Origin of the sequence: Desertibacillus haloalkaliphilus, from assembly GCF_019039105.1 — a bacterium.
GTDB classification, from domain to species: Bacteria; Bacillota; Bacilli; order Bacillales; family KJ1-10-99; genus Desertibacillus; species Desertibacillus haloalkaliphilus.
Map to the genome: position 1 here is coordinate 81,699 of NZ_JAHPIV010000004.1, position 21,436 is coordinate 103,134.

At 41.5% G+C, this 21,436-nt stretch carries 20 protein-coding genes; all 20 read left to right on the top strand.

Features of this window, described 5'->3' with window-relative positions; genetic code table 11:
• The first annotated feature begins 30 nt into the window (after positions 1-30).
• The 20 genes from KH400_RS05690 (at position 31) to KH400_RS05785 (ending at position 21,401) form a co-directional block, all read left to right on the top strand.
• The gene (locus KH400_RS05690; protein WP_217222800.1) at positions 31-432 is read left to right on the top strand and encodes a PaaI family thioesterase; all 402 of its coding nucleotides are present in this window, start codon (positions 31-33) and stop codon (positions 430-432) included.
• 49 nt (positions 433-481) lie between these two features.
• A complete protein-coding gene (locus KH400_RS05695) occupies positions 482-1,627 on the top strand; it encodes an acyl-CoA dehydrogenase family protein (protein WP_217222802.1) in 1,146 nt (381 codons plus the stop codon).
• A gap of 35 nt (positions 1,628-1,662) precedes the next feature.
• The gene (locus KH400_RS05700) at positions 1,663-3,291 is read left to right on the top strand and encodes a long-chain-fatty-acid--CoA ligase (RefSeq protein WP_312889056.1); all 1,629 of its coding nucleotides are present in this window, start codon (positions 1,663-1,665) and stop codon (positions 3,289-3,291) included.
• Position 3,292: 1 nt separating this feature from the next.
• On the top strand, positions 3,293-4,453 hold the full coding sequence (locus KH400_RS05705; protein WP_217222804.1) for a thiolase family protein: 1,161 nt from the start codon (positions 3,293-3,295) through the stop codon (positions 4,451-4,453).
• A gap of 15 nt (positions 4,454-4,468) precedes the next feature.
• Complete coding sequence (locus tag KH400_RS05710) at positions 4,469-5,335, top strand: 3-hydroxyacyl-CoA dehydrogenase family protein (protein ID WP_217222806.1); 867 nt, start codon at positions 4,469-4,471, stop codon at positions 5,333-5,335.
• 33 nt (positions 5,336-5,368) lie between these two features.
• Complete coding sequence (locus KH400_RS05715) at positions 5,369-6,148, top strand: enoyl-CoA hydratase/isomerase family protein (RefSeq protein ID WP_217222808.1); 780 nt, start codon at positions 5,369-5,371, stop codon at positions 6,146-6,148.
• 17 nt (positions 6,149-6,165) lie between these two features.
• The gene (locus KH400_RS05720) at positions 6,166-6,570 is read left to right on the top strand and encodes a PaaI family thioesterase (RefSeq protein ID WP_217222810.1); all 405 of its coding nucleotides are present in this window, start codon (positions 6,166-6,168) and stop codon (positions 6,568-6,570) included.
• 28 nt (positions 6,571-6,598) lie between these two features.
• Complete coding sequence (locus KH400_RS05725) at positions 6,599-7,369, top strand: electron transfer flavoprotein subunit beta/FixA family protein (protein WP_217222812.1); 771 nt, start codon at positions 6,599-6,601, stop codon at positions 7,367-7,369.
• 15 nt (positions 7,370-7,384) lie between these two features.
• Positions 7,385-8,365 (top strand): electron transfer flavoprotein subunit alpha/FixB family protein, encoded by a 981-nt coding sequence (locus KH400_RS05730; RefSeq protein ID WP_217222814.1) that lies wholly within the window; start codon positions 7,385-7,387, stop codon positions 8,363-8,365.
• 15 nt (positions 8,366-8,380) lie between these two features.
• Positions 8,381-9,226, top strand: a complete 846-nt coding sequence (locus tag KH400_RS05735; protein WP_217223132.1) for a 3-hydroxyacyl-CoA dehydrogenase — start codon at positions 8,381-8,383, stop codon at positions 9,224-9,226.
• A gap of 12 nt (positions 9,227-9,238) precedes the next feature.
• Positions 9,239-10,387 carry an acyl-CoA dehydrogenase family protein gene (locus KH400_RS05740; RefSeq protein ID WP_217222816.1) on the top strand — a complete coding sequence of 383 codons (1,149 nt, stop codon included), beginning with the start codon at positions 9,239-9,241 and terminating at the stop codon, positions 10,385-10,387.
• Positions 10,388-10,440: 53 nt separating this feature from the next.
• On the top strand, positions 10,441-11,631 hold the full coding sequence (locus KH400_RS05745; protein ID WP_217222818.1) for a thiolase family protein: 1,191 nt from the start codon (positions 10,441-10,443) through the stop codon (positions 11,629-11,631).
• Between the two features lie 57 nt (positions 11,632-11,688).
• Positions 11,689-12,696 carry a TAXI family TRAP transporter solute-binding subunit gene (locus KH400_RS05750; protein WP_217222819.1) on the top strand — a complete coding sequence of 336 codons (1,008 nt, stop codon included), beginning with the start codon at positions 11,689-11,691 and terminating at the stop codon, positions 12,694-12,696.
• Between the two features lie 68 nt (positions 12,697-12,764).
• Positions 12,765-14,759 (top strand): TRAP transporter permease, encoded by a 1,995-nt coding sequence (locus KH400_RS05755; protein ID WP_217222821.1) that lies wholly within the window; start codon positions 12,765-12,767, stop codon positions 14,757-14,759.
• A gap of 126 nt (positions 14,760-14,885) precedes the next feature.
• The gene (locus KH400_RS05760; protein ID WP_217222823.1) at positions 14,886-15,656 is read left to right on the top strand and encodes an SDR family oxidoreductase; all 771 of its coding nucleotides are present in this window, start codon (positions 14,886-14,888) and stop codon (positions 15,654-15,656) included.
• A 57-nt stretch (positions 15,657-15,713) separates the two neighbouring features.
• The gene (locus KH400_RS05765) at positions 15,714-17,111 is read left to right on the top strand and encodes an MFS transporter (RefSeq protein ID WP_217222825.1); all 1,398 of its coding nucleotides are present in this window, start codon (positions 15,714-15,716) and stop codon (positions 17,109-17,111) included.
• Positions 17,101-17,868 (top strand): 2,4-dienoyl-CoA reductase, encoded by a 768-nt coding sequence (fadH, locus tag KH400_RS05770; RefSeq protein ID WP_217222827.1) that lies wholly within the window; start codon positions 17,101-17,103, stop codon positions 17,866-17,868. The genes KH400_RS05765 and fadH overlap by 11 nt, the downstream gene beginning before the upstream one ends.
• A 79-nt stretch (positions 17,869-17,947) precedes the next feature.
• Positions 17,948-20,050 carry a heterodisulfide reductase-related iron-sulfur binding cluster gene (locus KH400_RS05775; RefSeq protein WP_217222829.1) on the top strand — a complete coding sequence of 701 codons (2,103 nt, stop codon included), beginning with the start codon at positions 17,948-17,950 and terminating at the stop codon, positions 20,048-20,050.
• 47 nt (positions 20,051-20,097) lie between these two features.
• Entirely contained in the window at positions 20,098-20,847 is a 750-nt protein-coding gene (gene nfsA / locus KH400_RS05780) for an oxygen-insensitive NADPH nitroreductase (protein ID WP_217222831.1), read from the top strand.
• Between the two features lie 233 nt (positions 20,848-21,080).
• Positions 21,081-21,401, top strand: a complete 321-nt coding sequence (locus KH400_RS05785) for a DUF3870 domain-containing protein (protein ID WP_217222833.1) — start codon at positions 21,081-21,083, stop codon at positions 21,399-21,401.
• The last annotated feature ends 35 nt before the right edge of the window (positions 21,402-21,436 follow it).

Genomic DNA, 21,436 nt, shown 5'->3' on the forward strand with positions numbered 1-21,436 from the left:
CCTTATCCATGTAGAAAGGGGCTAAAATATATGGCTCAGATTGAACATCCTCCTTCAAAAACAGGTCCATTTTCAACTAAGGTAGGATTTGTCACGGAGAAGTCAACCCAGAACGAAGTTGAAACCATCCTAAAAATTGAAGATCATCATTTAAATGCAAAAGATATCGTACATGGTGGTGTCATTGCAACAATGGTTGATAACATCATTGGAGATACGCTAGCTACAACCCTCAACTGTACAGTCGTAACGATTAATATAAACATTAACTACCTCTCAGCAGCTAAACGTGGAGATGAGCTGATCGCCAAGGGTAGAGTCATTCAACAAGGGTACCGAATCGCTACAGGTGAAGGTGAAATCACCGATAAAGAAGGAAACCCAATTGCTAAAGGAACAGGAACATTTAAAGTCATCCGACCGAAAGCCTAACAATGGCCATGAGTGATCAATAAATTTTAAATAAATGAGGTGGAAAACTATGATTACAATGACAGATGAAATCGCACAAATGAAAACAATGATTAAGAATTTTGTAGAGAATGAAGTAGAGCCATATGCTCAACAAATTGAGGAGGAAGACCGCATTCCTCAGCATTTAGTCGAAAAAGCAAAAGAATTAGGTTTATTTGGGATTAGTATCCCTGAAGAATACGGTGGAATCGGACTGAACACAACGGGCAAAGCTGTTGTTTTAGAGCAACTTGGACGCACTCATAATGGGTTTGTTTCCTTAATTAGTGCACATACAGGAATTGGAAGTACTGGATTAGTCAAACTCGCTTCAGAGCAATTAAAACAAAAGTATTTACCTGCAATGGCAGCTGGCGAAAAAATTGCATGTTTCGCCTTATCAGAGCCAGGGGCTGGGTCCGATGCAACCAACCTATCAACTAAAGCAGAAAAAGTCGGCGATAAATGGATCCTTAATGGGATGAAACATTTCATCACAAATGGTCCAATTGCAGATGTCTACACCGTTTTTGCAGTCACAGATAAAGAAAAAGGAGCAAAAGGTGGCATCACCGCATTTTTAGTTGAACGAGATTTCCCTGGGCTCATTGTTGGTAAAGAAGATAAAAAGATGGGCTTAAGAGGGTCATATACATCGCAAATCATTTTCGAAGATTGCGAGGTTCCAGAAGAAAACGTGATCGGTGAAGTTGGTATGGGGTACATGTCAGCCTTAAAAATACTCGGTGAAGGTCGCATTGGACTTGCGGCACGTTCTGTCGGCTCTTGTGACAAACTAATTGAAATGTCCGCAAGCTACGCAAAAGAACGTGTTCAGTTCGGAAAACCGATTTCAAGTAACCAAGGGATTCAGTGGATTCTCGCTGATATGGCTACAGAAACTGAAGCGGCTAGACAGCTGACACTAAAAGCAGCTAGCTTAGTGGATGAAGGAAAAAAAGCGATCAAAGAAGCTTCCATGGCAAAAATGTTTGCCACAGAAGTATTTAATAAAGTTGCAGATAAAGCGGTACAAATCCATGGCGGTATGGGCTACATTGCCGAATACCCAATCGAGCGCTTTTACAGAGATGCCCGTATTACGAAGATCTATGAAGGCACAAATGAAATTCAACGAATCGTTGTAGCAAGACACATCTTAGATGAAGTATAAGTCATAAGCGATGAACAAAGAAGGAGGGAAGGTTTGTGCAAAGGTGGCATCAATTTTATCCTGAAAATGTTTCCAAGGAGATCGACATTCCTTCTATGCACCTCTATCAAATTTTAGAGCGTTCAGAAAAGGATTACCCGAAACAAATTGCTGTTATGGATAAAGAAAAACAGTGGGACTATCAGGAATTAAAGAAAAAAGTAGATAAACTAGCGACAGCCTTGCACCATCTAGGTTTTGAAAAAGGAGATCGTCTGGCAGTGATGTTCCCTAATTCGGCTGAATACATTGTCACGTACTTTGCTGTTCAACGTCTAGGGGGCATCGTGGTTCAAGTCAACCCAATGTACCAACTAGGAGAACTTGAACATTTACTAGAAAACTCTAGAGCCCAATGGTTTGCTGGGTCCTATAAGCAAAGAGAAAAGCTACAAGAACTGCCATTCTGTATCAACATGAAGGCGATCTATTACACAACGAGTGATGTTCAATTATCAGATAAAGAGTATGATCTCTATCAATTAATCAACGACGCACAATCTATTCAACTACCAGAGATCGAGATTGAACCAAAAGCAGATATCGCAGTCCTCCAATATACAGGGGGAACGACAGGTCGCAGTAAAGGCGTTATGCTGACTCACTTTAATTTGATCGCTAATATTTATCAAACATTTGTGTTTGCTGATGGCTATTTTGAACGCCCTGGGGAAAGAGTCTTAAGCGTTTCACCTTTCTTCCATGTGTATGGGATGACGAGTGCGATGAACGTTGCCATTTTTGCGGCAGCTACGATTATCTGTCTTGAACGCTTTCACGTTGAAAAAACATTGGAGCTCATGAAAACTTATAAACCTACTGTATTCCCTGGTGTACCAACGATGTATATTGCATTATTGAATCATCCAAAGTCATCACCAGAATTTTTACAATCGATCAAAATTTGTAATAGCGGATCTGCGCCGATGCCTGTTGAACTTATTAAAGAATTCGAAGAGAAGACTGGTGCCTTAATTGTCGAAGGATACGGTTTATCTGAGTCCGCGCCGGTCACCCATCGCAACCCGGTTACTGGGGTTAAAAAAGCTGGGAGTATCGGCATCCCTATTCCGAATACAGAATCTAAAATTGTTGATCAAGAAACAGGAGAAAAGGAGCTTCCAGTTGGTGAAGTTGGTGAACTCATCGTTAAAGGGCCTCAAGTGATGAAAGGCTACTGGAATAACGAAGAAGAAACAGCAAAGACAATCAGGGATGGCTGGTTATATACCGGTGACTTAGCAACAATGGATGAAGATGGCTACTTTTACATCGTCGGTCGTAAAAAAGATATGATCATTGCAGGTGGCTATAATATCTATCCCGTTGAAATTGAGGATATCCTTTACCAACATCCGGCGATCGAGGAGCTTTGTGTCTTCGGTGTACCAGACCCTTATCGTGGTGAAACAGTAAAAGCAGTGATCGTTTCAAAAAAAGGGGTAGATATTACCGCTGAGGACTTGAGCCAATGGTGCTCTAATCATATGGCTCGGTATAAAATCCCGAAAGAATTCAGCTTCAGAGATGAATTACCGAAAACAACCGTTGGTAAGATTCTACGCCGGAAATTGATTGATGAAGAAATTGCAAAGGCAAAACAAATGGAAAAAAAGGAGGTATGACATGACTGAAGCTGTTATTGTATCAGCCGTGCGAACACCGATTGCGAAAAAAGGCGGCGCACTAGCGACTGTGGACCCATCCATTTATGGCGGTCGAGTGATTGAAGAAGCGATTCAACGTTCTGGGATTGAAGGAACAAACGTCGATGATGTTATCTTTGGAAATTGCCTCTCAGGAGGAGGGAATATGGCAAGGTTGTCATTACTTCAAGCAGGACTCCCACATTCGGTTCCCGGAGTTACGATCGATCGCCAATGTGGGTCTGGGATTAATAGTGTCGCACTTGCTGCTGAAGCGATTATTGCTGGCAGAGCAACGATCACAGTCGCAGGTGGAACAGAAAGCATGTCGCGTTCACCTTATTTGCTTGCGCCGCAAGAACGAACATACGATAGAGTCCCACCTAAATTTGTAAAAAGACAACTAGCACCCGATCATATTGGAGATCCTCCAATGGGCATTACAGCTGAGAATCTCGTAGAGAAATATAAGATTTCTAGAGAAGAGCAAGACGAATTTGCGCTCGAAAGTCAGCAAAAAATGGCATCAGCCATGGAACAAGGTCTTTTTGATGAACAAATCGTTCCCATTACGATTAAAGGTCGAAAAGGGGAGGTCACATTTTCCAAGGATGAACATCCAAGGCCTGATGTCACCCACGAAGGCCTTGAGAAACTAGCCCCTGTGTTCAAAAAGGGAGGTAGTGTAACGGCTGGAAATTCGTCAGGTGTCAATGACGGAGCATCCGCACTTGTCCTGATGTCAAAGGCTGAGGCCCAAGCTAGAAACCTAGAACCTCTAGCCATTGTTAAGGACTGGACAGTCGCTGGTGTTGATCCAAATATTATGGGAATTGGACCCGTTCCAGCCATTCAAAAACTACTAAAGCGAACGGACTTAAGTTTAGATGACATTGACCTTATTGAAGTTAATGAGGCCTTTGCTTCACAAGTACTTGCCTGTGATCGCGAACTATCCTTTGACCGACAAAAACTGAATGTCAATGGTGGTGCAATCGCTCACGGCCATCCGATAGCTGCCACTGGCGGTATGCTCGTTACAAAGCTTGCTTATGAAATGAAGCGTCGTGATGTTAAACGCGGACTCGTTTCCGCATGTATCGGCGGTGGCCAAGGAATTGCTTTACTTTTAGAAAGATAGAGAGGGGATTGGGTTATGAATATCGAACAAATTAATCATATAAGTGTCATTGGTTCTGGCGCCATGGGTTCACAAATTGCGATGGTTTGTGCACTTGCTGGTTACGAGGTAACACTACAAGATATTAACGAAGAAAGCCTTGCAAAAGCAAAGGAATCTTTAACAGGCCATATGGAACGTCGCATTAAAAAAGGGAGACTTACCGTTGATGAAGTGAATAGAGCATTTAATCGCTTATCTTTTGAAAACAAATTAGAAGAAGCAGTCAAAGAGACCGACTACGTCATTGAAGCAATCGTTGAAAAAGTAGACGTAAAAAGAGAACTCTTTCAACAACTCGATGAATTAACGCCACCACATACGATTCTTGCTACAAACAGTTCAACAATTGTTAGTTCTCAGATTGCTGATGCAACGAAGCGTCCGGAAAAAGTATGCAATATGCACTTCTTTAATCCGGCACTGGTGATGGAGCTCGTTGAAGTTGTTCAAGGGCCACATACGTCAGAAGAAACTGCAAATGTAACAGTTGAACTCACTAACAAGATCAATAAACGACCAATCTTGTTAAAGAAAGAAATTTCAGGCTTTGTCGCAAACCGGATTCTAGGAAAATTAATGAATGAGGCGATCTACTTACTAGAAAATGAAATTGCAACACCCGAAGAAATTGACCTTGCATGTACAAAAGCATTAAATCACCCGATTGGACCATTTGCTTTAATTGACTTAACGGGTCTAGATGTTCACTATAACGTCCGCATGCAACGTTACGAGGAATCAGGGAATGAAGAGGATAAACCATCAGAAACAATCATAGAGAAAGTTGAACGAGGAGAACTCGGTCGCAAAGCAGGAAAAGGTTTCTATACGTACAGCTAAATAATTCCGAATTTTTGAAAGAGGTGTTTTATTTTGAATTATAAAAACATATCACTCGAAATTACTGAAAAGCTTGCTTACATCACGATTAATCGTCCAGATGTTCGCAATGCGTTAAATAAAGATACACTCGACGAGATTGTCTCCGCACTAGACGTTGTTAGGACAGAGGATCAAGTCGGATGCGTCATCTTTACAGGGGCTGGCGAAAAATCATTTGCCGCAGGCGCTGACATCGGTCAATTACCAGATAAAACCATGCTAGATGCTCTCAAAGTTGAAGGCATGCAGCAAGTATATGATCTTATTGAAAGTTATGAAAAGCCAACGATTGCAATGGTAAACGGTTTTGCTCTTGGGGGCGGCTGTGAATTAGCAATGTCCTGTGATATTCGCCTCGCATCAACAAATGCAAAATTCGGACTTCCAGAACTCAACCTTTCCATTATCCCAGGCGCTGGCGGTACACAACGCCTTGCAAGAATTGTTGGTAAAGGGAAAGCAATGGAGATGATTCTAACCGGAAAAATTATTACGGCTGAAGAAGCGAAGCAATTCGGACTTATTAGTGAAGTCACTGACCCGAGCGAATTAAAAGCAAAAACAGAAGAAATCGCGGCGCAAATTTTATCAAAAGGTCCATTAGCTGTCAAATTAGCGAAACTATCCGTTAACCTTGGAAGTGAAACCGACATTAAAACCGGCCTAGCGATCGAAAAGCTTTCTCAAGCGATCTTGTTTGCTTCTGAAGATAAAAATGAGGGAACAAAGGCATTTTTAGAAAAGCGTAAACCAAATTTTTCTGGAAAGTAAGCTGAGGAGGGACCACGTTGTCCAAAACGATTCAAGAATTAAAAACAAATTTTGAAACTAGTTCATTCTTTACTCATCTTGGCTTTGAAATCGTCCGCTGTGATGAAGAAGAAATTATTTTAAAACTACCGATTCAAGAGCATTTAATTAACACGAACCAAACCGTTCATGGTGGTGTATATGCGACGATGCTCGATAACATCATTAGCATGGTCGTTCGATCAGCTGTTAAGGCACCAATTGTAACGGTGAGTTTAAATATTCATTACCTTGCCCCGGCAAAAGAAGGTTACTTACTTGCAAAAGCAAAGGTCCTTCAGCAAGGCTATCGAATCGTCGCTGGAGAAGGCGAGATCTATGACCAAGACAATCGGTTGCTAGCCAAAGGCAACGGTACATTTAAAGTCAATCGCCCAAAATAAATTGTTAAGTATAAAGGAGGAAATTCAATTGGATATCGTTGTGATTTTAAAACGTACATTTGATACCGAAGAAAAAATAACCATTAATAACGGGACAATCGATGATAGCGGTGCTGAATTTGTTATCAATCCTTATGACGAGTATGCGGTCGAGGAAGCGATTCTCTTAAGGGATGAACATGGTGGTGAAGTCACTGTTGTAACTGTTGGTGATGAAGAAGCCGAAAAAGAGTTACGTACAGCTCTAGCCATGGGTGCTGACAAAGCCGTTCTTATCGATAATGAAGAGGTTGAAGAGAGTGACCAATATACGACAGCTACATTGCTAGCTACGTACTTAAAAGATCAAGACTTTGACATTATTTTAGGCGGTAATGTTGCGGTTGACGGCGGCTCAGGCCAAGTCGGACCACGGGTTGCTCAATTACTAGAGATCCCACAAGTCACTACAATAACTAACCTTTCCATTGACGGAGCAACAGCAACGATCGAACGAGACGTCGAGGGGGACCAAGAAACGATCGAAGTCTCTCTTCCTGTCCTAGTGACGGCCCAACAAGGACTCAACGAACCTCGTTATCCATCACTACCAGGAATAATGAAAGCGAAAAAGAAGCCGCTTGAAACGTTAGATTTAGATGACCTTGATCTCGATGAAGAGGATGTAGAGTCTAAGACGAAGCGAATCGATGTATTTTTACCACCTGAAAAACAAGCAGGGAAAGTCTTAGATGGTGACATTGAAGAACAAACAAAAGAACTTGTTTCATTGTTAAGAAACGAAGCAAAAGTCATATAATTGGAGGGATTTTTCATGGCGAAAAAGGTATTAGTTTTAGGAGAAGTTCGTGACAATGAACTACGAAATGTAACATTTGAAGCGATAGCTGCTGGGAAAACCGTAGCAAATGACGGAGAAGTTGTCGGCGTATTATTTGGCGAGGATATTAGTGGTTTAGCTAATCAATTCATTCAGTATGGAGCGGATCGTGTTATAACGGTAGAGCGCCCTGAACTTAAAGACTTTACAACCGATGCTTACTCGCAAGCATTCCTCCAAGTTACTGAAACTGAGAAACCTGAAGCGATTATTATCGGTCATACAGCAGCAGGAAAGGATTTAGCTCCACGTATCGCAACGAAACTTGATGCTGGCTTAATTTCTGATGCAGTCGCTATTGATGTCAATGGTGATGAAGTCGTGTTTACACGTCCTATTTACTCTGGGAAAGCATTTGAGAAAAAAGCTGTCAAAGAAGGAATGATTTTTGCAACGATCCGTCCAAATAACATCCAGCCATTAGAATTGGATGAGTCAAGAACAGGTGAGGTTACAAGCGTTGATGTCGAACTAAAAGACTTACGCACCGTAATCAAAGACGTTGTCCGCAAAGCTACAAGTGGTGTTGACCTTTCAGAAGCAAAAGTAATCGTCGCTGGCGGCCGTGGAGTAAAGAGTGAAGATGGTTTTAAATCATTAGAACCACTAGCAGAAACATTAGGAGCTGCTGTTGGGGCATCTCGAGGCGCGTGTGATGCAGAATATTGCGACTACTCGTTACAAATCGGGCAAACAGGTAAAGTCGTTACACCAGATTTATATTTTGCGATCGGAATCTCTGGCGCGATTCAGCACTTGGCGGGGATGTCAAATTCGAAAGTGATCGTAGCGATCAACAAAGATCCAGAAGCTCCAATTTTTGAAATTGCTGATTATGGCATCGTTGGTGACTTATTTGAAGTCACCCCTCTACTAACCGAAGAATTGAAAAAAGAACTCTATTCCAATGCATAATGGGAGGTCATTATGATCAACAACCTAGCAGTGATTGGAGCTGGAACAATGGGCAGAGGCATCGGTTATGCCGGTGCTCTCGCCGGGTTCCAAGTAAAGCTTCAAGATATTCATGAAGAATCTCTTCAAAAGGCGGATAAGTACTTACAAAAGCAATTCGATAAAAGTGTAGATCGAGGCTACATAACCAAAGAACAAGCAAAGGAAGCGTTAGCAAATATTACGTATACAACCGATATACGTGAAGCCGCCAAAAATGTAGATCTTGTCATTGAAGCCGTATTAGAGCGTATGGAGTTAAAAACAAAAATCTTTAAACAGCTCGATGAAATTGCACCACCCCATGCGATATTAGCTACGAACACGTCGACGATGAGCCCGACTGAAATCGCAGCCCAAACGAATAGACCGGACCAATGCATTGCGATGCACTTCTTCAATCCGGTACCAAAAATGAAATTAATCGAGGTCATTTGCGGTCTCGAAACATCCGAGGAAACAATTGAAAAAGCATTCGCGATTGGAGAAAAAATGGGGAAAGAGTGTGTGAAGGTCAACGAATTTCCTGGCTTTGCTGTCAGTCGAATGAATTGCTTGATTGGCAATGAAGCAATGAATATGGTCATGGAAGGTGTCGCATCACCAGAAGATGTCGATAAAGCAATGAAACTCGGGCTCAACCATCCAATGGGTCCGCTTGAGTTAGCCGATCTTGTTGGACTTGATACACGACTGCGCAACATGGAATACCTTCACCAAACATTAGGTGAAAAATACAGACCATGCCCAATATTAGTGAAATATGTGAAAGCAGGGCGATTAGGAAGAAAAACCGGAAAAGGGTTTTATAACTATTCATAAGAGGTGATCAATGTGGATTTTAATTTAAGTGAAGACATTCAATTTCTCAAGCGAAACATTCGTGATTTTGTAAAAAACGAAGTCGACCCACTAGCTGCAGAAATTGAAGAAACTGATGAAATCCCAGCGAAAATAGTTGATATGTCAAAGGAGATGGGGCTGTTCGGCTTAAGCATACCTGAAGAGTACGGTGGACTTGGTATTGGTATGGTTGGAAAATGTGCCCTATATGAAGAAGTAGGCAAAACTCATAATGGTTACACGACCTTAATCGGTGCCCATACGGGAATTGGTTCTGTTGGGATTGTAGAAATGGGAAATGAGCAACAAAAGCAAAAGTATTTACCTGAAATGGCCCAAGGGGAAAAAATCGGGGCATTTGCATTAACGGAACCATCTGCTGGTTCACATGCAACAAACTTAAAAACTACCGCGGTCAAAAAAGGTGACAAATATATTCTTAATGGGTCAAAACACTATATTACAAATGCCCCAATTGCTGATGTATTTACCGTAATGGCAGTGACCGATCCTGCAAAAGGAGCAAAAGGAATTACATCGTTTATCGTTGAAAAGGACTTTCCAGGCTTTAAGGTTGGTGCCCTAGAAAAGAAAATGGGCTTAAAAGGTTCACAATCAGCAGAATTATTTTTTGAAGATTGTGAAGTCCCAGCTGAAAATGTCCTTGGCGAGGAAGGTCAAGGGTATGTAAATGCTCTCAAAATATTAGCCAACGGTCGGGCTGGTTTAGCCGCTCGTAATCTAGGCTCATGTCAAAAGCTACTAGATTTAACGATGGAATTTGTAGAAGAACGAAAACAATTTAATGTGCCGATCATTGAGCACCAAGCGGTTGCACATATGGTTGCCGAAATGGCGATGGACACTGAAGCTCTACGTTCGTTCACATATCGGGTCGCTTGGATGGTCGACCAAGGTGAAAAACTAATCAAAGAAGCCGCGATGTTAAAGCTTTTCGGCTCTGAAGTATACCACCGGGTCGCAGATAAAGCAGTCCAAATCCACGGTGGAATTGGGTATATCTCAGACTACCCAATTGAACGCTACTACCGTGACGCAAGAATTACTCGAATCTATGAAGGGACTTCAGAGATTCAAAAGAACATTATTTCTGGTCAACTACGTAAAGAGTATCAATAAGTTTAACTCCATGACTAGTTCCATTAAAAGAGTTTAATGAAGGGAGAGCAAGGATGAGTAATGAAATCGTCATTGTAAGTGCTGTCCGCACAGCTGTGGGCCGCTTCGGCGGCTCCCTAAAGGATATAAATTCAGGTGAATTAGGTGCAACCGTAATCAAGGAAGCGATTCAACGCGCGGGAATATCCCCCGAACAAGTTGATGAAGTTATTTTAGGAGAGGTTCGTCAGTCAACTGAATCATCAAATGTTGCACGAGTGGCTGCCTTACGTGCAGGTGTACCTGAAACGGCCCCTGCTTTTACAGTCAATCGTTTATGTGCCTCTGGTATGCAAGCGATTACATCCGGGGTACAACAAATAATCTCCAACCAAGCAGACATTGTCGTCGCTGGTGGGACGGAGAGTATGAGTAAGGCACCGATCTATTTAAGAAATTCTCGTTTTGGTGAAGGCAATCCAACCATTGTTGATTCAAACGTTGAAAATGGACAACAACCACAAGAAATCTTCGGCAGCCACTTAGGGATGGGAATCACCGCAGAAAATGTTGCCGAACGATACCAAATTTCTCGGGAAGATCAAGACGCTTTTGCCGTTTTAAGTCAACAAAAAGCGGCTAAGGCGATTGAAAATGAGCGATTTAAAGATGAAATCATCCCTGTACAGGTAAAGGAAAGAAAAAACAGCTTCTTGTTTGATACCGATGAACACCCAAGACCAAAGACAACGGTCGAAAAGCTCGCACAACTAAAACCAGCCTTCCGTCAAAATGGCACAGTCACTGCTGGAAATGCCTGTGGAAGAAATGATGGTTCAGCAGCCGTTGTCCTCATGACAGCAGAAAAAGCAAAGTCACTTGGAGTAAAGCCACTAGCTAGAATCGTTGATTGGTCCACAGCAGGCGTTTCACCAGAAGTGATGGGGGTTGGTCCTGTACCTGCATTAGAAAAGCTACTGAAAAAAACAGGTAAATCGATTGAAGAGGTCGGGTTAATCGAATTAAATGAAGCATTTGCCTCCCAAGCATTAGCGGTCATCCGCGAAGCAAAATTAGATATTGATAAAGTCAATGTCAATGGAGGAGCGATTGCATTAGGTCACCCACTTGGTGCAACAGGTTGTAAAATCGTTACATCTCTAATTTATGAAATGCTCAAACGAGATGAAAAATATGGTGTCGCCACCCTTTGTGTAGGTGGAGGTCAGGGTATGGCCATTATGATCGAACAACTTCAGAGCTAACAGAAGCATTAACTATCATCAATCTTGTAAAGAAGGAAAAAATATTGGAGGTGCAGTATGAAAGTCAAATTATTTATTTTATCAATTTCAATTTCAATCGTAGCTCTGTTGACTTCTGCTTGTGGTAGTAGTGAAGGTTCTTCATCTGGATTATTCCAATCGCACATTAGTGGACCTACCGCTTCAGGATGGTATCCGTTATCAGTCCTTTTGTCAGACATTTGGATGGATGAAATTGAAGGTATGAACATGACTGTTGTTGAGGGTGGAGCGATCGGGAACATTCGCGATGTAAATTCAGGAAGAGACGTACAATCAGGAATTGCATTTGCATCTGATTTCGCTGATGCTAGACAAGGAATTGGTGCCTTTGAAGATGACAAACAAGAAAATGTTATGGCAATTGGAACACTATATCCAAACTGGTGGAATTTTGCTGTATTAGATAACAGTTCTATCGAAACCCTAGAAGATTTTATTGAACAAGGCGGTCATCTCGCACCAGGACAGCATGGAGACGCGAGTGCCCAAACAGCGCAAAGAGTTTTCCGCGCGATGGGCTATGAATTTGAGGACCTAGAAGAAAGTGGCTCAAGAGTAACCTTTGAAAATTATGGAGATGCACTAAACCAGCTTCGTGACGGCCTTATCGATATGGTTGTTCAAGGCGGGGCACCTAACGCAACAGGATTATCAGAGATCGACTCAACAAGACCTGTTCGTCTCATTTCTATACCAGATGATGTCCTTCAAAAACTAGACGAGGAAGACTATGGCTATACGATTGATATGGACTTGCCTGCCAATACGTATAAAAATCAAACAGAAGATATTTCTACCGTAGTCACAATGGCATTACTAATTGTAAATAAAGACATGGATGAGGAAGTTGTCTATGAAATGACCAAATCACTATGGGAAAATCTAGATCGAATCAATGAAGAGCAACCAACACGAGGCAAATGGTTTGACCCAGAAGTTGGATACTCAGAAGTTTACGATCCTGAAAACACATTACACCCAGGAGCCTTACGTTATTATCAAGAAATTGGTGTGGCAGAATAATAGAGGTTTTCTTCCTCTATTATTCTATCCCATTTCAATCTTTTTTATAGATATGGAGGTGCATTCAAATGACAAAGGATAGAAAAGCAGGTCAAGCTGATCATGAAAAAATAGACCTTTCTCTTGAAAAAGAAACAATGACAACCAATATAGAAAAGGTAATCTATAACCCTGATCGCTGGTCTTCCATCTATCGTTCATGGCGTTTATTACTTTCTATTTTTTCAATTGGCTTAGCTCTCTACATCATTTATAGTGCAGCGTTTACTAGCCTTCCAGGCTGGCAGCACCGTGCAGTGTTTACGTCCATTGCGTTACTGCTCTGTTTTAGTTATATCCCTTACAAAAAGGGCAACAAACAAATGCACCCCATTTTCGATCTACTTCCGTTACTGTTATCAGGGATCCTGCTGATTTCTTCATTCTTTGTATATCCTGATATTATGTATCGCCAAGGGAATCCTTCCTTTATTGACCTTACGCTCGGTACACTAATGATCCTATTAATTATCGAAGGTGTACGCAGAACGATTGGAACTGCCATGGCGGTCTTAACGTTATTCTTTTGGATGTATATCTTCATTGGGCCATGGTTTCCTGGTTTAATGGCTCATCAAGGGTTCAGCTATGGAAGAATGATCGACACAATGTTTGTTTCTACAAATGGAATTTTCTCAGATCCGATCTACATTGCATCAACAGTATTAATTTTGTTCTTGATCTTTGCGTCATTACTTCTAAAGTCAGGAGCAGGGCAGTTCTTTATTGAATTTGCATTTGCATTGACTGGAAGAATGAGGGGTGGACCTGCACTCGCTTCAGTTGTATCTAGTGGGTTAATGGCGACTATTACAGGAAATGGTGCAGCTAATGCTACCATGACAGGTTCATTCACGATCCCATTAATGAGAAAGGTAGGCTATTCGCGTACATTTTCTGGCGCAGTAGAAGCAGTCGCTTCTCAAGGTGGTCAAATCATGCCACCGATCATGGGGGCCGCAGCCTTTATTATGGCTGAGTATACAGGGATACCTTTTATCCAAATTGCTGGTTATGCACTAATCCCTGCCATCTTATTCTTTTTCGTTGCTGGTGTCGTGATTTACCTTCAAGCACGGAAGCAGGGATTAGAAGGACTCCCTAAAGAAAAACTCCCTAACTTTTGGGAAGTTATGTTTAAAAAAGGTTATTTAATCTCCCCTCTAGTTGTCATTATTGCCATGATGATTATGGGGTATAGTCCAATTATGGCAGGCCTATGGGCGATCATTACGATCCTTGTTATCAGTTTATTTAAAAAAGAAACGAGAATGAACTTCATGGACTTACTAGCATCACTGGATAGCTGTATACGTAATGCTATTCCAACGGTGATGGCATGTGCGGCTGCTGGTATTATTACAGGTGCAGTGATCATGACCGGATTAGGAACACGATTTTCTAGAATGGCAGTAGAATTATCTGGTGGTGAATTGTTACCATTACTGCTATTAATTATGATCGCTTCTATTATTTTAGGGATGGGAATGCCAACGGTATCTGCCTATGTTATTTTAGCAACGGTTGGAGCAGGGGCACTCGTTCAAATGGATGTTCCAGTCATCGCTGCTCACTTCTTTGTCTTTTATTTTGGGATCTTTTCAGGTATTACACCACCAGTTGCGATTACCTCCTATATAACAGCAGGTATTGCTGGTGGTAACCCATTACAAACAGCCTTTCAATCTTTGAAAATTGGTTTGGCAGGATTTATATTACCGTATATGCTCGTATATAATCCCGCGATGATCCTTGAAGGAAGTACACTACAAATTATCATTGGTGTGTTCACTTGTACCATTGGTTTAGTTTCCTTCGCTGCCTTTATTCAAGGGTATTTAATTACGAAAACACCAATTGTACAGCGGATCATGTTGCTTTTCTCAGCATTACTGCTCGTTGCTCAAGGTACTCTCACTGACCTTATTGGGGTTGGCTTAATAGCATCTATTGTTATTATGCAGATGTTACAAAAGTCGTCTAACGGGGCTTTAGATACGAATTTAAAACAAACGGGTTCATAAACAAGGGAGGCCACATACCTCCTTTGTAACCCCATACATTGAACAACCTAGCCACAATAGCTTATGTGTATTTCTGAATTTTAAAATAATAAAAATCTAACCGGTTCATTAGAGGAGGAACAAACAATGTCTGTATTTCAATTATTTGATTTAACTGGAAAAGTAGCCCTAATTACAGGTGGAGGAAGAGGATTAGGAAAACAAATGGCAGAGGCTTACGCAGATGCAGGGTGTGACATTATTGTCTGTTCGAGAAAGCTCGAAAACTGTGAAGATACTGCCGCTGCTTTAAAAGAAAAAGGAGTTCGAACTAAAGCTTTTGCCTGTGATGTAACGAATGAAGAGGATGTCGACCGAGTTGTCCAGGAGGTAATTGAAGAATTTGGAAAAATTGATGTTTTAGTGAATAATAGCGGGGCCACATGGGGTGCAGATGTAGAAGAGATGCCTGTAGATGCGTGGGATAAAGTGATGAATGTTAATGTAAAGGGTACATTTCTAATGTCTCAAAAAGTAGGGAAGCATATGATCGAAAATCAATCAGGTAAAATTATTAACATCTCATCCGTTGCAGGCGTCAAAGCTGAACCACCCGAAGTACTTAACGCAATTGGTTATAGTACAAGTAAAGCAGCCGTTATTCACTTCACAAAAGACCTTGCAAGAAAATGGGCTCACCACGGAATATATGTGAACTCAATTGCACCAGGCTTTTTCCCATCAAAAATGACAAAAGCCGTCCTTGAGAATAGAGGAGATACGATTACTTCCAACATCCCTCTCAAACGAATTGGCGACGAAAATATGTTAAAAGGAGCTGCACTTTATTTAGCATCTAGTGCAAGCGACTTTGTTACTGGACATACAATTCTTGTTGATGGTGGTGCTCATTTATAACGACTACCCCTAGCACGAAGGCAATAAGCTAGGTTTGATAGGAAAGAGGTTATTCCATTGGAAACTGTACAACCACAGCAATTAGGTGCGAAAAAGCTCATAAAAAATGAAAATCTATTTTATATCGCCCTATTTTTAAACGTTTTAATCACGGTTATGAATACAACGATGTTCAATATTGCAATTCCTACGATCTCATCTCACTTTCAACTAAGTGCGACTCTTGCGTCTTGGATTGTGACTTGTTACTCCGTTGTTTTTGCAATCGGAACGGTGTTGTACGGCAGGTTATCTGGAATCTATCCTATTAAGCGTCTCCTAACTATTGGATTGTGTTTACTAGGGATAGGCTCAGTGATTGGCATGGTAGCAAATGCCTATTATTTATTACTAATTGCTAGACTATTGCAAGCAGCAGGCGCATGTTCAATCTCTGCACTAGGGATGATCATGGTCACACGCTATATACCAGCTGAACAAAAGGGAGCAGCAATGGGTAAAATTGCTGCTGCTTCCACGTTAGGATTTGGGTTAGGTCCGCTTTTTGGTGGTTTACTCACCGAATATTTCGGCTGGATGTTTTTATTTGCGATCAGCCTGCTTGGTGTCTTAATGATTCCGATCTATCGTCTCAATATACCAGAGGAATCCACGAAGCGTGACCATTTTGATGTCTTTGGTCTTATCTATCTTTGTCTAGGTGCGATATCATTATTACTTTTTATCACGACGGAAAATGTCGGGTTTATATTCGGGATCCTTTCCATACTATTGTTTTGGCGCCACATCAACCGAGTGGACCATCCATTTATCGCACCAGCACTATTAAAAACGAAACCGTATGTAACGATTCTCATGATTGGATTTTTAGTATTTTTTATTAATTTTTCAGTGTTATTTATTAGTCCACTGCTATTAGCAACCATTCATGCAGTCACAGTCGCTAAAATAGGTTTACTTATCTTCCCAGGAGCGATCTGCTCGGCTCTTATCTCGATCTTGTTAGGGAAGGCGCTAGATTCTATAGGCGTTGTTACAATTATCGGCTCAGGAATTACCTCAATTTTAATCGGAGCATTCCTATTTTCTAGCTTTAGCTATCTATCGGAGTGGACGATTTTATTTTTTTACCTGTTATCAAGTCTCGGTTTTGCTTGTATTACGATGGGGTTACCGAACTTCTTATCAAGTTTTTTACCTCAAGAAGACTTTCCTTCAGGATTTGGCATTCTTCAGTTATTACAGTTTTTTGGTGGAGCAACAGGTGTTTCCGTATCGGGGAAAATCCTCGATATGAGTGCAACTAACACCATAGCTGTTAATTTATTTTGGAACGATACTGACGCTTCGTTCAGTAATGCTTATTTGTTGTTAGTACTCTTAGCTATCATTGCATTGTTTGTCTTTGCTTATTTTAAACACGTAAAAGTAGGAGGAATAGCGAATGAAAGATAAAGTTGTCATTGTTACAGGTGCTAGCAGCGGCATCGGCAAAGCAATCGCCAAAAGGTTTGCCATTGCAGGCGCCTCGGTTGTGATCACGGGACGCAGTCTTGACCGATTAGAGCAAGCAAAACAGGAAATGGAGACGGACTCAAGTAACATCCTGCCAATTGAAATGGATGTTCGCGAGCCTGAAAAAGTTGAACAAATGATTAATGAAACCAAAAAAGCGTTTGGTCAGATTGATTTTCTCGTCAACAATGCTGCCGGAAACTTTATATGCCCTGCTGAAGACCTATCAACGAATGGGTGGGATACAGTGATCAATATTGTTCTGAACGGCACATGGTATTGCAGCCAAGCGGTTGGAAAGGAATGGATCAAAAACGGACAACAAGGTAGCATCATTAATATGATGGCAACATATGCTTGGACAGCAGGGACTGGTGTCGTCCATTCAGCAAGTGCAAAGGCTGGCGTCTTAGCGATGACAAGGACATTAGCGGCCGAATGGGGGAGTAAATACGGCATTCGGGTCAACGCCATCGCACCAGGACCGATTGAAGATACTGGTGGTGCCGAGCGTCTGTGGCCAACAGAGGAAGCTTATCAGCGTACAATCAACAGTATCCCTGCTAAACGCTTAGGGAAACCAGAAGAAATTGCTAATCTCGCACACTTCCTCTTTCAGCCTGAAGCTGACTTTATCAATGGCGATTGCATTACAATGGATGGTGGCCAATGGTTAAACCGCAGGTCCTTTTCGTGACATATAGCTAGCATTCTACTTCAATTTTGTATAGATATTTATTTAGGGATACGAAATTCAATGAAAGGAATGATACTAAATGGAACTTTTACCATTGATTAACCTTATTGCATTCCTAGCCATCGTTGCCTATGCGATCTTCTTATTTGCCTCGTTAGTGAAAACTCGTTATGAGTACATTAAACTCGGGCAAAAAGTTGAATTCGATCATACGATGAAGGAACGTTGGGATGCAGTACTTGTAAATGTCTTCGGACAGAAGAAACTGATGAAGGATAAGAAGAGTGGAGCGATCCACGTCATGTTCTTCTACGGATTCTTACTCGTACAATTTAGTGCGATTGATGTGATTTGGAAAGGGCTAGCGGTTGGGTCTCACTTGCCACTCGGTCCGGTTTATCCATATTTCACATTCTTCCAAGAGATTGTTGTATTAATGATTTTAGTGGCCGTTGTATGGGCCTTTTACCGTCGTTACATTGAAAAGCTTGTCCGCTTAAAGCGAGGCTGGAAGAGCGGTCTTGTTCTCATTTTTATTGGTGGATTAATGGTTTCAAAGCTATTTGCCAAGGGGATGGAGAAGATTTGGCTTGATAAGCCGCTAACAGGGTTCGAACCAGTCGCTTCTGCGATTGCCAGTGTATTTGCAGGGATTGGTCCGACAGCTGCTGCTGCACTTTTCTTTGTCTTCTGGTGGATGCACTTATTATTCTTACTTACTTTCCTCGTCTATATTCCACAATCTAAGCACGCGCACTTAATTGCAGGTCCAGCAAACGTCTTCGTTGGACGTACGCACAAGGTCGGTCAGCTTGCTTCGATTGATTTTGAAGATGAAACAAAAGAAGAATTTGGTGTTGGGAAAGTAGAAGACTTTAACCAAAAGCAGTTGCTTGATTTTTATGCCTGTGTGGAATGTGGGCGCTGTACGAATATGTGTCCAGCGACAGGTACTGGGAAGATGCTTTCACCGATGGACTTAATCGTCAAAATGCGTGATCATTTAACAGAAAAAGGAGCCGCAGTCACGTCACGCTCACCATGGATGCCAGCATTCGCCTTTAACCATACGAAAGGCAACCAACTGGCGATGCAAGGGGCTGGAAGTGAAGAAGCTGCCGCCGGTTATGACGTTAGCTTGATCGGTGATGTTATTACAGAAGAAGAAATTTGGGCATGTACGACGTGCCGAAACTGTGAAGATCAATGTCCAGTGATGAACGAACACGTTGATAAAATTATTGATTTACGTCGTTATCTCGTTTTAACAGAAGGAAAAATGGACCAAGAGGCACAACGTGCGATGATGAACATCGAGCGTCAAGGCAACCCTTGGGGGATTAGCCGTAAAGAACGCGAAAACTGGAGAGACGGCCGCGATGACATCCACGTGCCAACGATTAAAGAAGCGAAAAAAGCAGGCGAAGAATTTGAATACTTGTTCTTTGTTGGCTCAATGGGTTCATATGATAAACGAAGTCAGAAAGTCGCACAGTCCTTAGCGAAAGTGTTAAATGAAGCTGGTGTTTCTTTTGCGATTATTGGTAACAAAGAGAAGAACTCAGGGGACACACCACGACGTATCGGGAATGAATTTTTATTCCAAGAGCTTGCGACGGCAAACATTGAATTGTTCCAAAAGAACGAAGTGAAAAAGATCGTGACAATCGATCCGCATGCATACAATACGTTTAAAAATGAGTACCCTGAATTCGGGTTAGAGGACGTTGAAGTCTATCACCATACAGAGCTGCTTGATAAGCTCATTAAAGAAGGTAAAATCACACCGAAATATGAAGTCAATGAGACAATCACATACCATGACTCTTGTTATTTAGGTCGTTACAATGAAGTGTATGAGCCGCCTCGTGAGATTTTAAAAGCGATCCCAGGCGTTAACATCGTTGAAATGGACCGTAACCGTGAAAACGGGATGTGCTGTGGTGCCGGTGGTGGCATGATGTGGACAGAAGAAGATGCTGGTGAGCGTATTAACGTGGCACGAACAGAACAGGCACTTGAAGCGAATCCGACAATGATCGGAAGCGGCTGTCCATATTGCTTAACGATGTTAAGTGACGGTACGAAAGCAAAAGAAGTTGAAGATGACATTTCAACTCTTGATATTGTAGAAATTTTAGAAAAGTCTTTAATTAAAAAGGAAACGGAAGTCGTTTCGTAGAAGATTTGATTATTGTGGCTGCAAGAAAAAAAGAAAGGGATGATCTAATGAACGAAACAATAAACACACTCATGGAACATACTTCGATTCGTAGCTTTGAAGACCGACCTTTAAGTGCGGAACAAATTCACACGCTAATCGAAAGTGCACAAGCTGCATCTACTTCAAGCTTTATTCAAGCGTATTCAATTATTGGTATCACTGACCAAACAAAGAAGGAGAAGCTTGCTGAGCTTGCCGGTAACCAAACGTACGTAGCTAAAAATGGGCATTTTTTCATCTTCTGTGCTGACCTATATCGTCATCAGGTGATTGCTGAAAGTAAAGAGATCGACCTAAGCGAGTCACTAGAAAGTACAGAAAAATTTATGGTGTCGGTCATTGATGCATCTTTAGCTGCCCAAAATGCAGTTGTTGCTGCTGAATCAATGGGTCTTGGTATTTGCTACATTGGCGGTATTCGCAATAACTTAGAGGAAGTTGGTGAATTATTGCGTGTACCAAAACATGTGATCCCGTTATTCGGTCTTGCTGTTGGCTACCCATCACAATCACCAGAAAAGAAGCCACGTTTACCACGTAATCACATTTATCATCAGGAAGAGTACCAACAAGATCTCGTCACGTACAAGAAACAACTCAGTGAATATGATGCGATTATTTCCAACTATTATGCAGAGCGTACAAATGGGAAGCGGCAAGATAATTGGACAGATCAAATGGTAAATATGCTAAGTAATCCGAAGCGGATGTATATGAATGATTATGTGAAGAGACAAGGGTTTACCAAACGGTAACACATACAAAAAGTAAGGGGGCAGTCCGAAAAGGGTATCTTTTATGACTGCCCCAATATAGTATCCCAATTATTTTGCTAGAGAAGAGAACAGATCTTCTTTTATAGTATTGGACAATTAGCCACACAACGAACATATGGTCTCACCACCTGATTTAACACTATTTCCACAAGCTAAACATAAATGATCTAACTATAAAAATCTATCAAACATCTGAAAGGCAGGAGTTCATAATGATTTCGAACCTTTATTTTATTGCTGGTCACGCTAGATTACCACAAGGGATGGCCGCCAAAAGTGTATTTGATACGTTAACAATCACAGCGGAGGTTGATAAGAGGTATGGTGTCATTGTCGATGCGTCATGTACTCTAGCGACGGATCACGGCCGAGATTTTATCGGACAATTATTACAAGGGATCAGCTTAACTGATGGAGTTGATCAACCCATCCAACTCATTCAAGAACATTATCGTGGAAAAGCAGTTAACGCACTAACTGCTGCGATTAAAGATCTCCACGTTCAATATGAGCAGATAAAAGAAGATAACTGAGTATGAGATAGTAACGGCCAACCTATGGCCCAAAA

What these genes read in the sequence shown, in the direction of transcription:
- KH400_RS05690 (WP_217222800.1), top strand. Translation starts at nt 31, where the DNA reads ATGGCTCAGATTGAACATCCTCCTTCAAAAACAGGTCCATTTTCAACT.
- KH400_RS05695 (WP_217222802.1), top strand. Translation starts at nt 482, where the DNA reads ATGATTACAATGACAGATGAAATCGCACAAATGAAAACAATGATTAAG.
- KH400_RS05705 (WP_217222804.1), top strand. Translation starts at nt 3,293, where the DNA reads ATGACTGAAGCTGTTATTGTATCAGCCGTGCGAACACCGATTGCGAAA.
- KH400_RS05710 (WP_217222806.1), top strand. Translation starts at nt 4,469, where the DNA reads ATGAATATCGAACAAATTAATCATATAAGTGTCATTGGTTCTGGCGCC.
- KH400_RS05730 (WP_217222814.1), top strand. Translation starts at nt 7,385, where the DNA reads ATGGCGAAAAAGGTATTAGTTTTAGGAGAAGTTCGTGACAATGAACTA.
- KH400_RS05745 (WP_217222818.1), top strand. Translation starts at nt 10,441, where the DNA reads ATGAGTAATGAAATCGTCATTGTAAGTGCTGTCCGCACAGCTGTGGGC.
- KH400_RS05750 (WP_217222819.1), top strand. Translation starts at nt 11,689, where the DNA reads ATGAAAGTCAAATTATTTATTTTATCAATTTCAATTTCAATCGTAGCT.
- KH400_RS05755 (WP_217222821.1), top strand. Translation starts at nt 12,765, where the DNA reads ATGACAAAGGATAGAAAAGCAGGTCAAGCTGATCATGAAAAAATAGAC.
- KH400_RS05760 (WP_217222823.1), top strand. Translation starts at nt 14,886, where the DNA reads ATGTCTGTATTTCAATTATTTGATTTAACTGGAAAAGTAGCCCTAATT.
- fadH (WP_217222827.1), top strand. Translation starts at nt 17,101, where the DNA reads ATGAAAGATAAAGTTGTCATTGTTACAGGTGCTAGCAGCGGCATCGGC.
- KH400_RS05775 (WP_217222829.1), top strand. Translation starts at nt 17,948, where the DNA reads ATGGAACTTTTACCATTGATTAACCTTATTGCATTCCTAGCCATCGTT.
- nfsA (WP_217222831.1), top strand. Translation starts at nt 20,098, where the DNA reads ATGAACGAAACAATAAACACACTCATGGAACATACTTCGATTCGTAGC.
- KH400_RS05785 (WP_217222833.1), top strand. Translation starts at nt 21,081, where the DNA reads ATGATTTCGAACCTTTATTTTATTGCTGGTCACGCTAGATTACCACAA.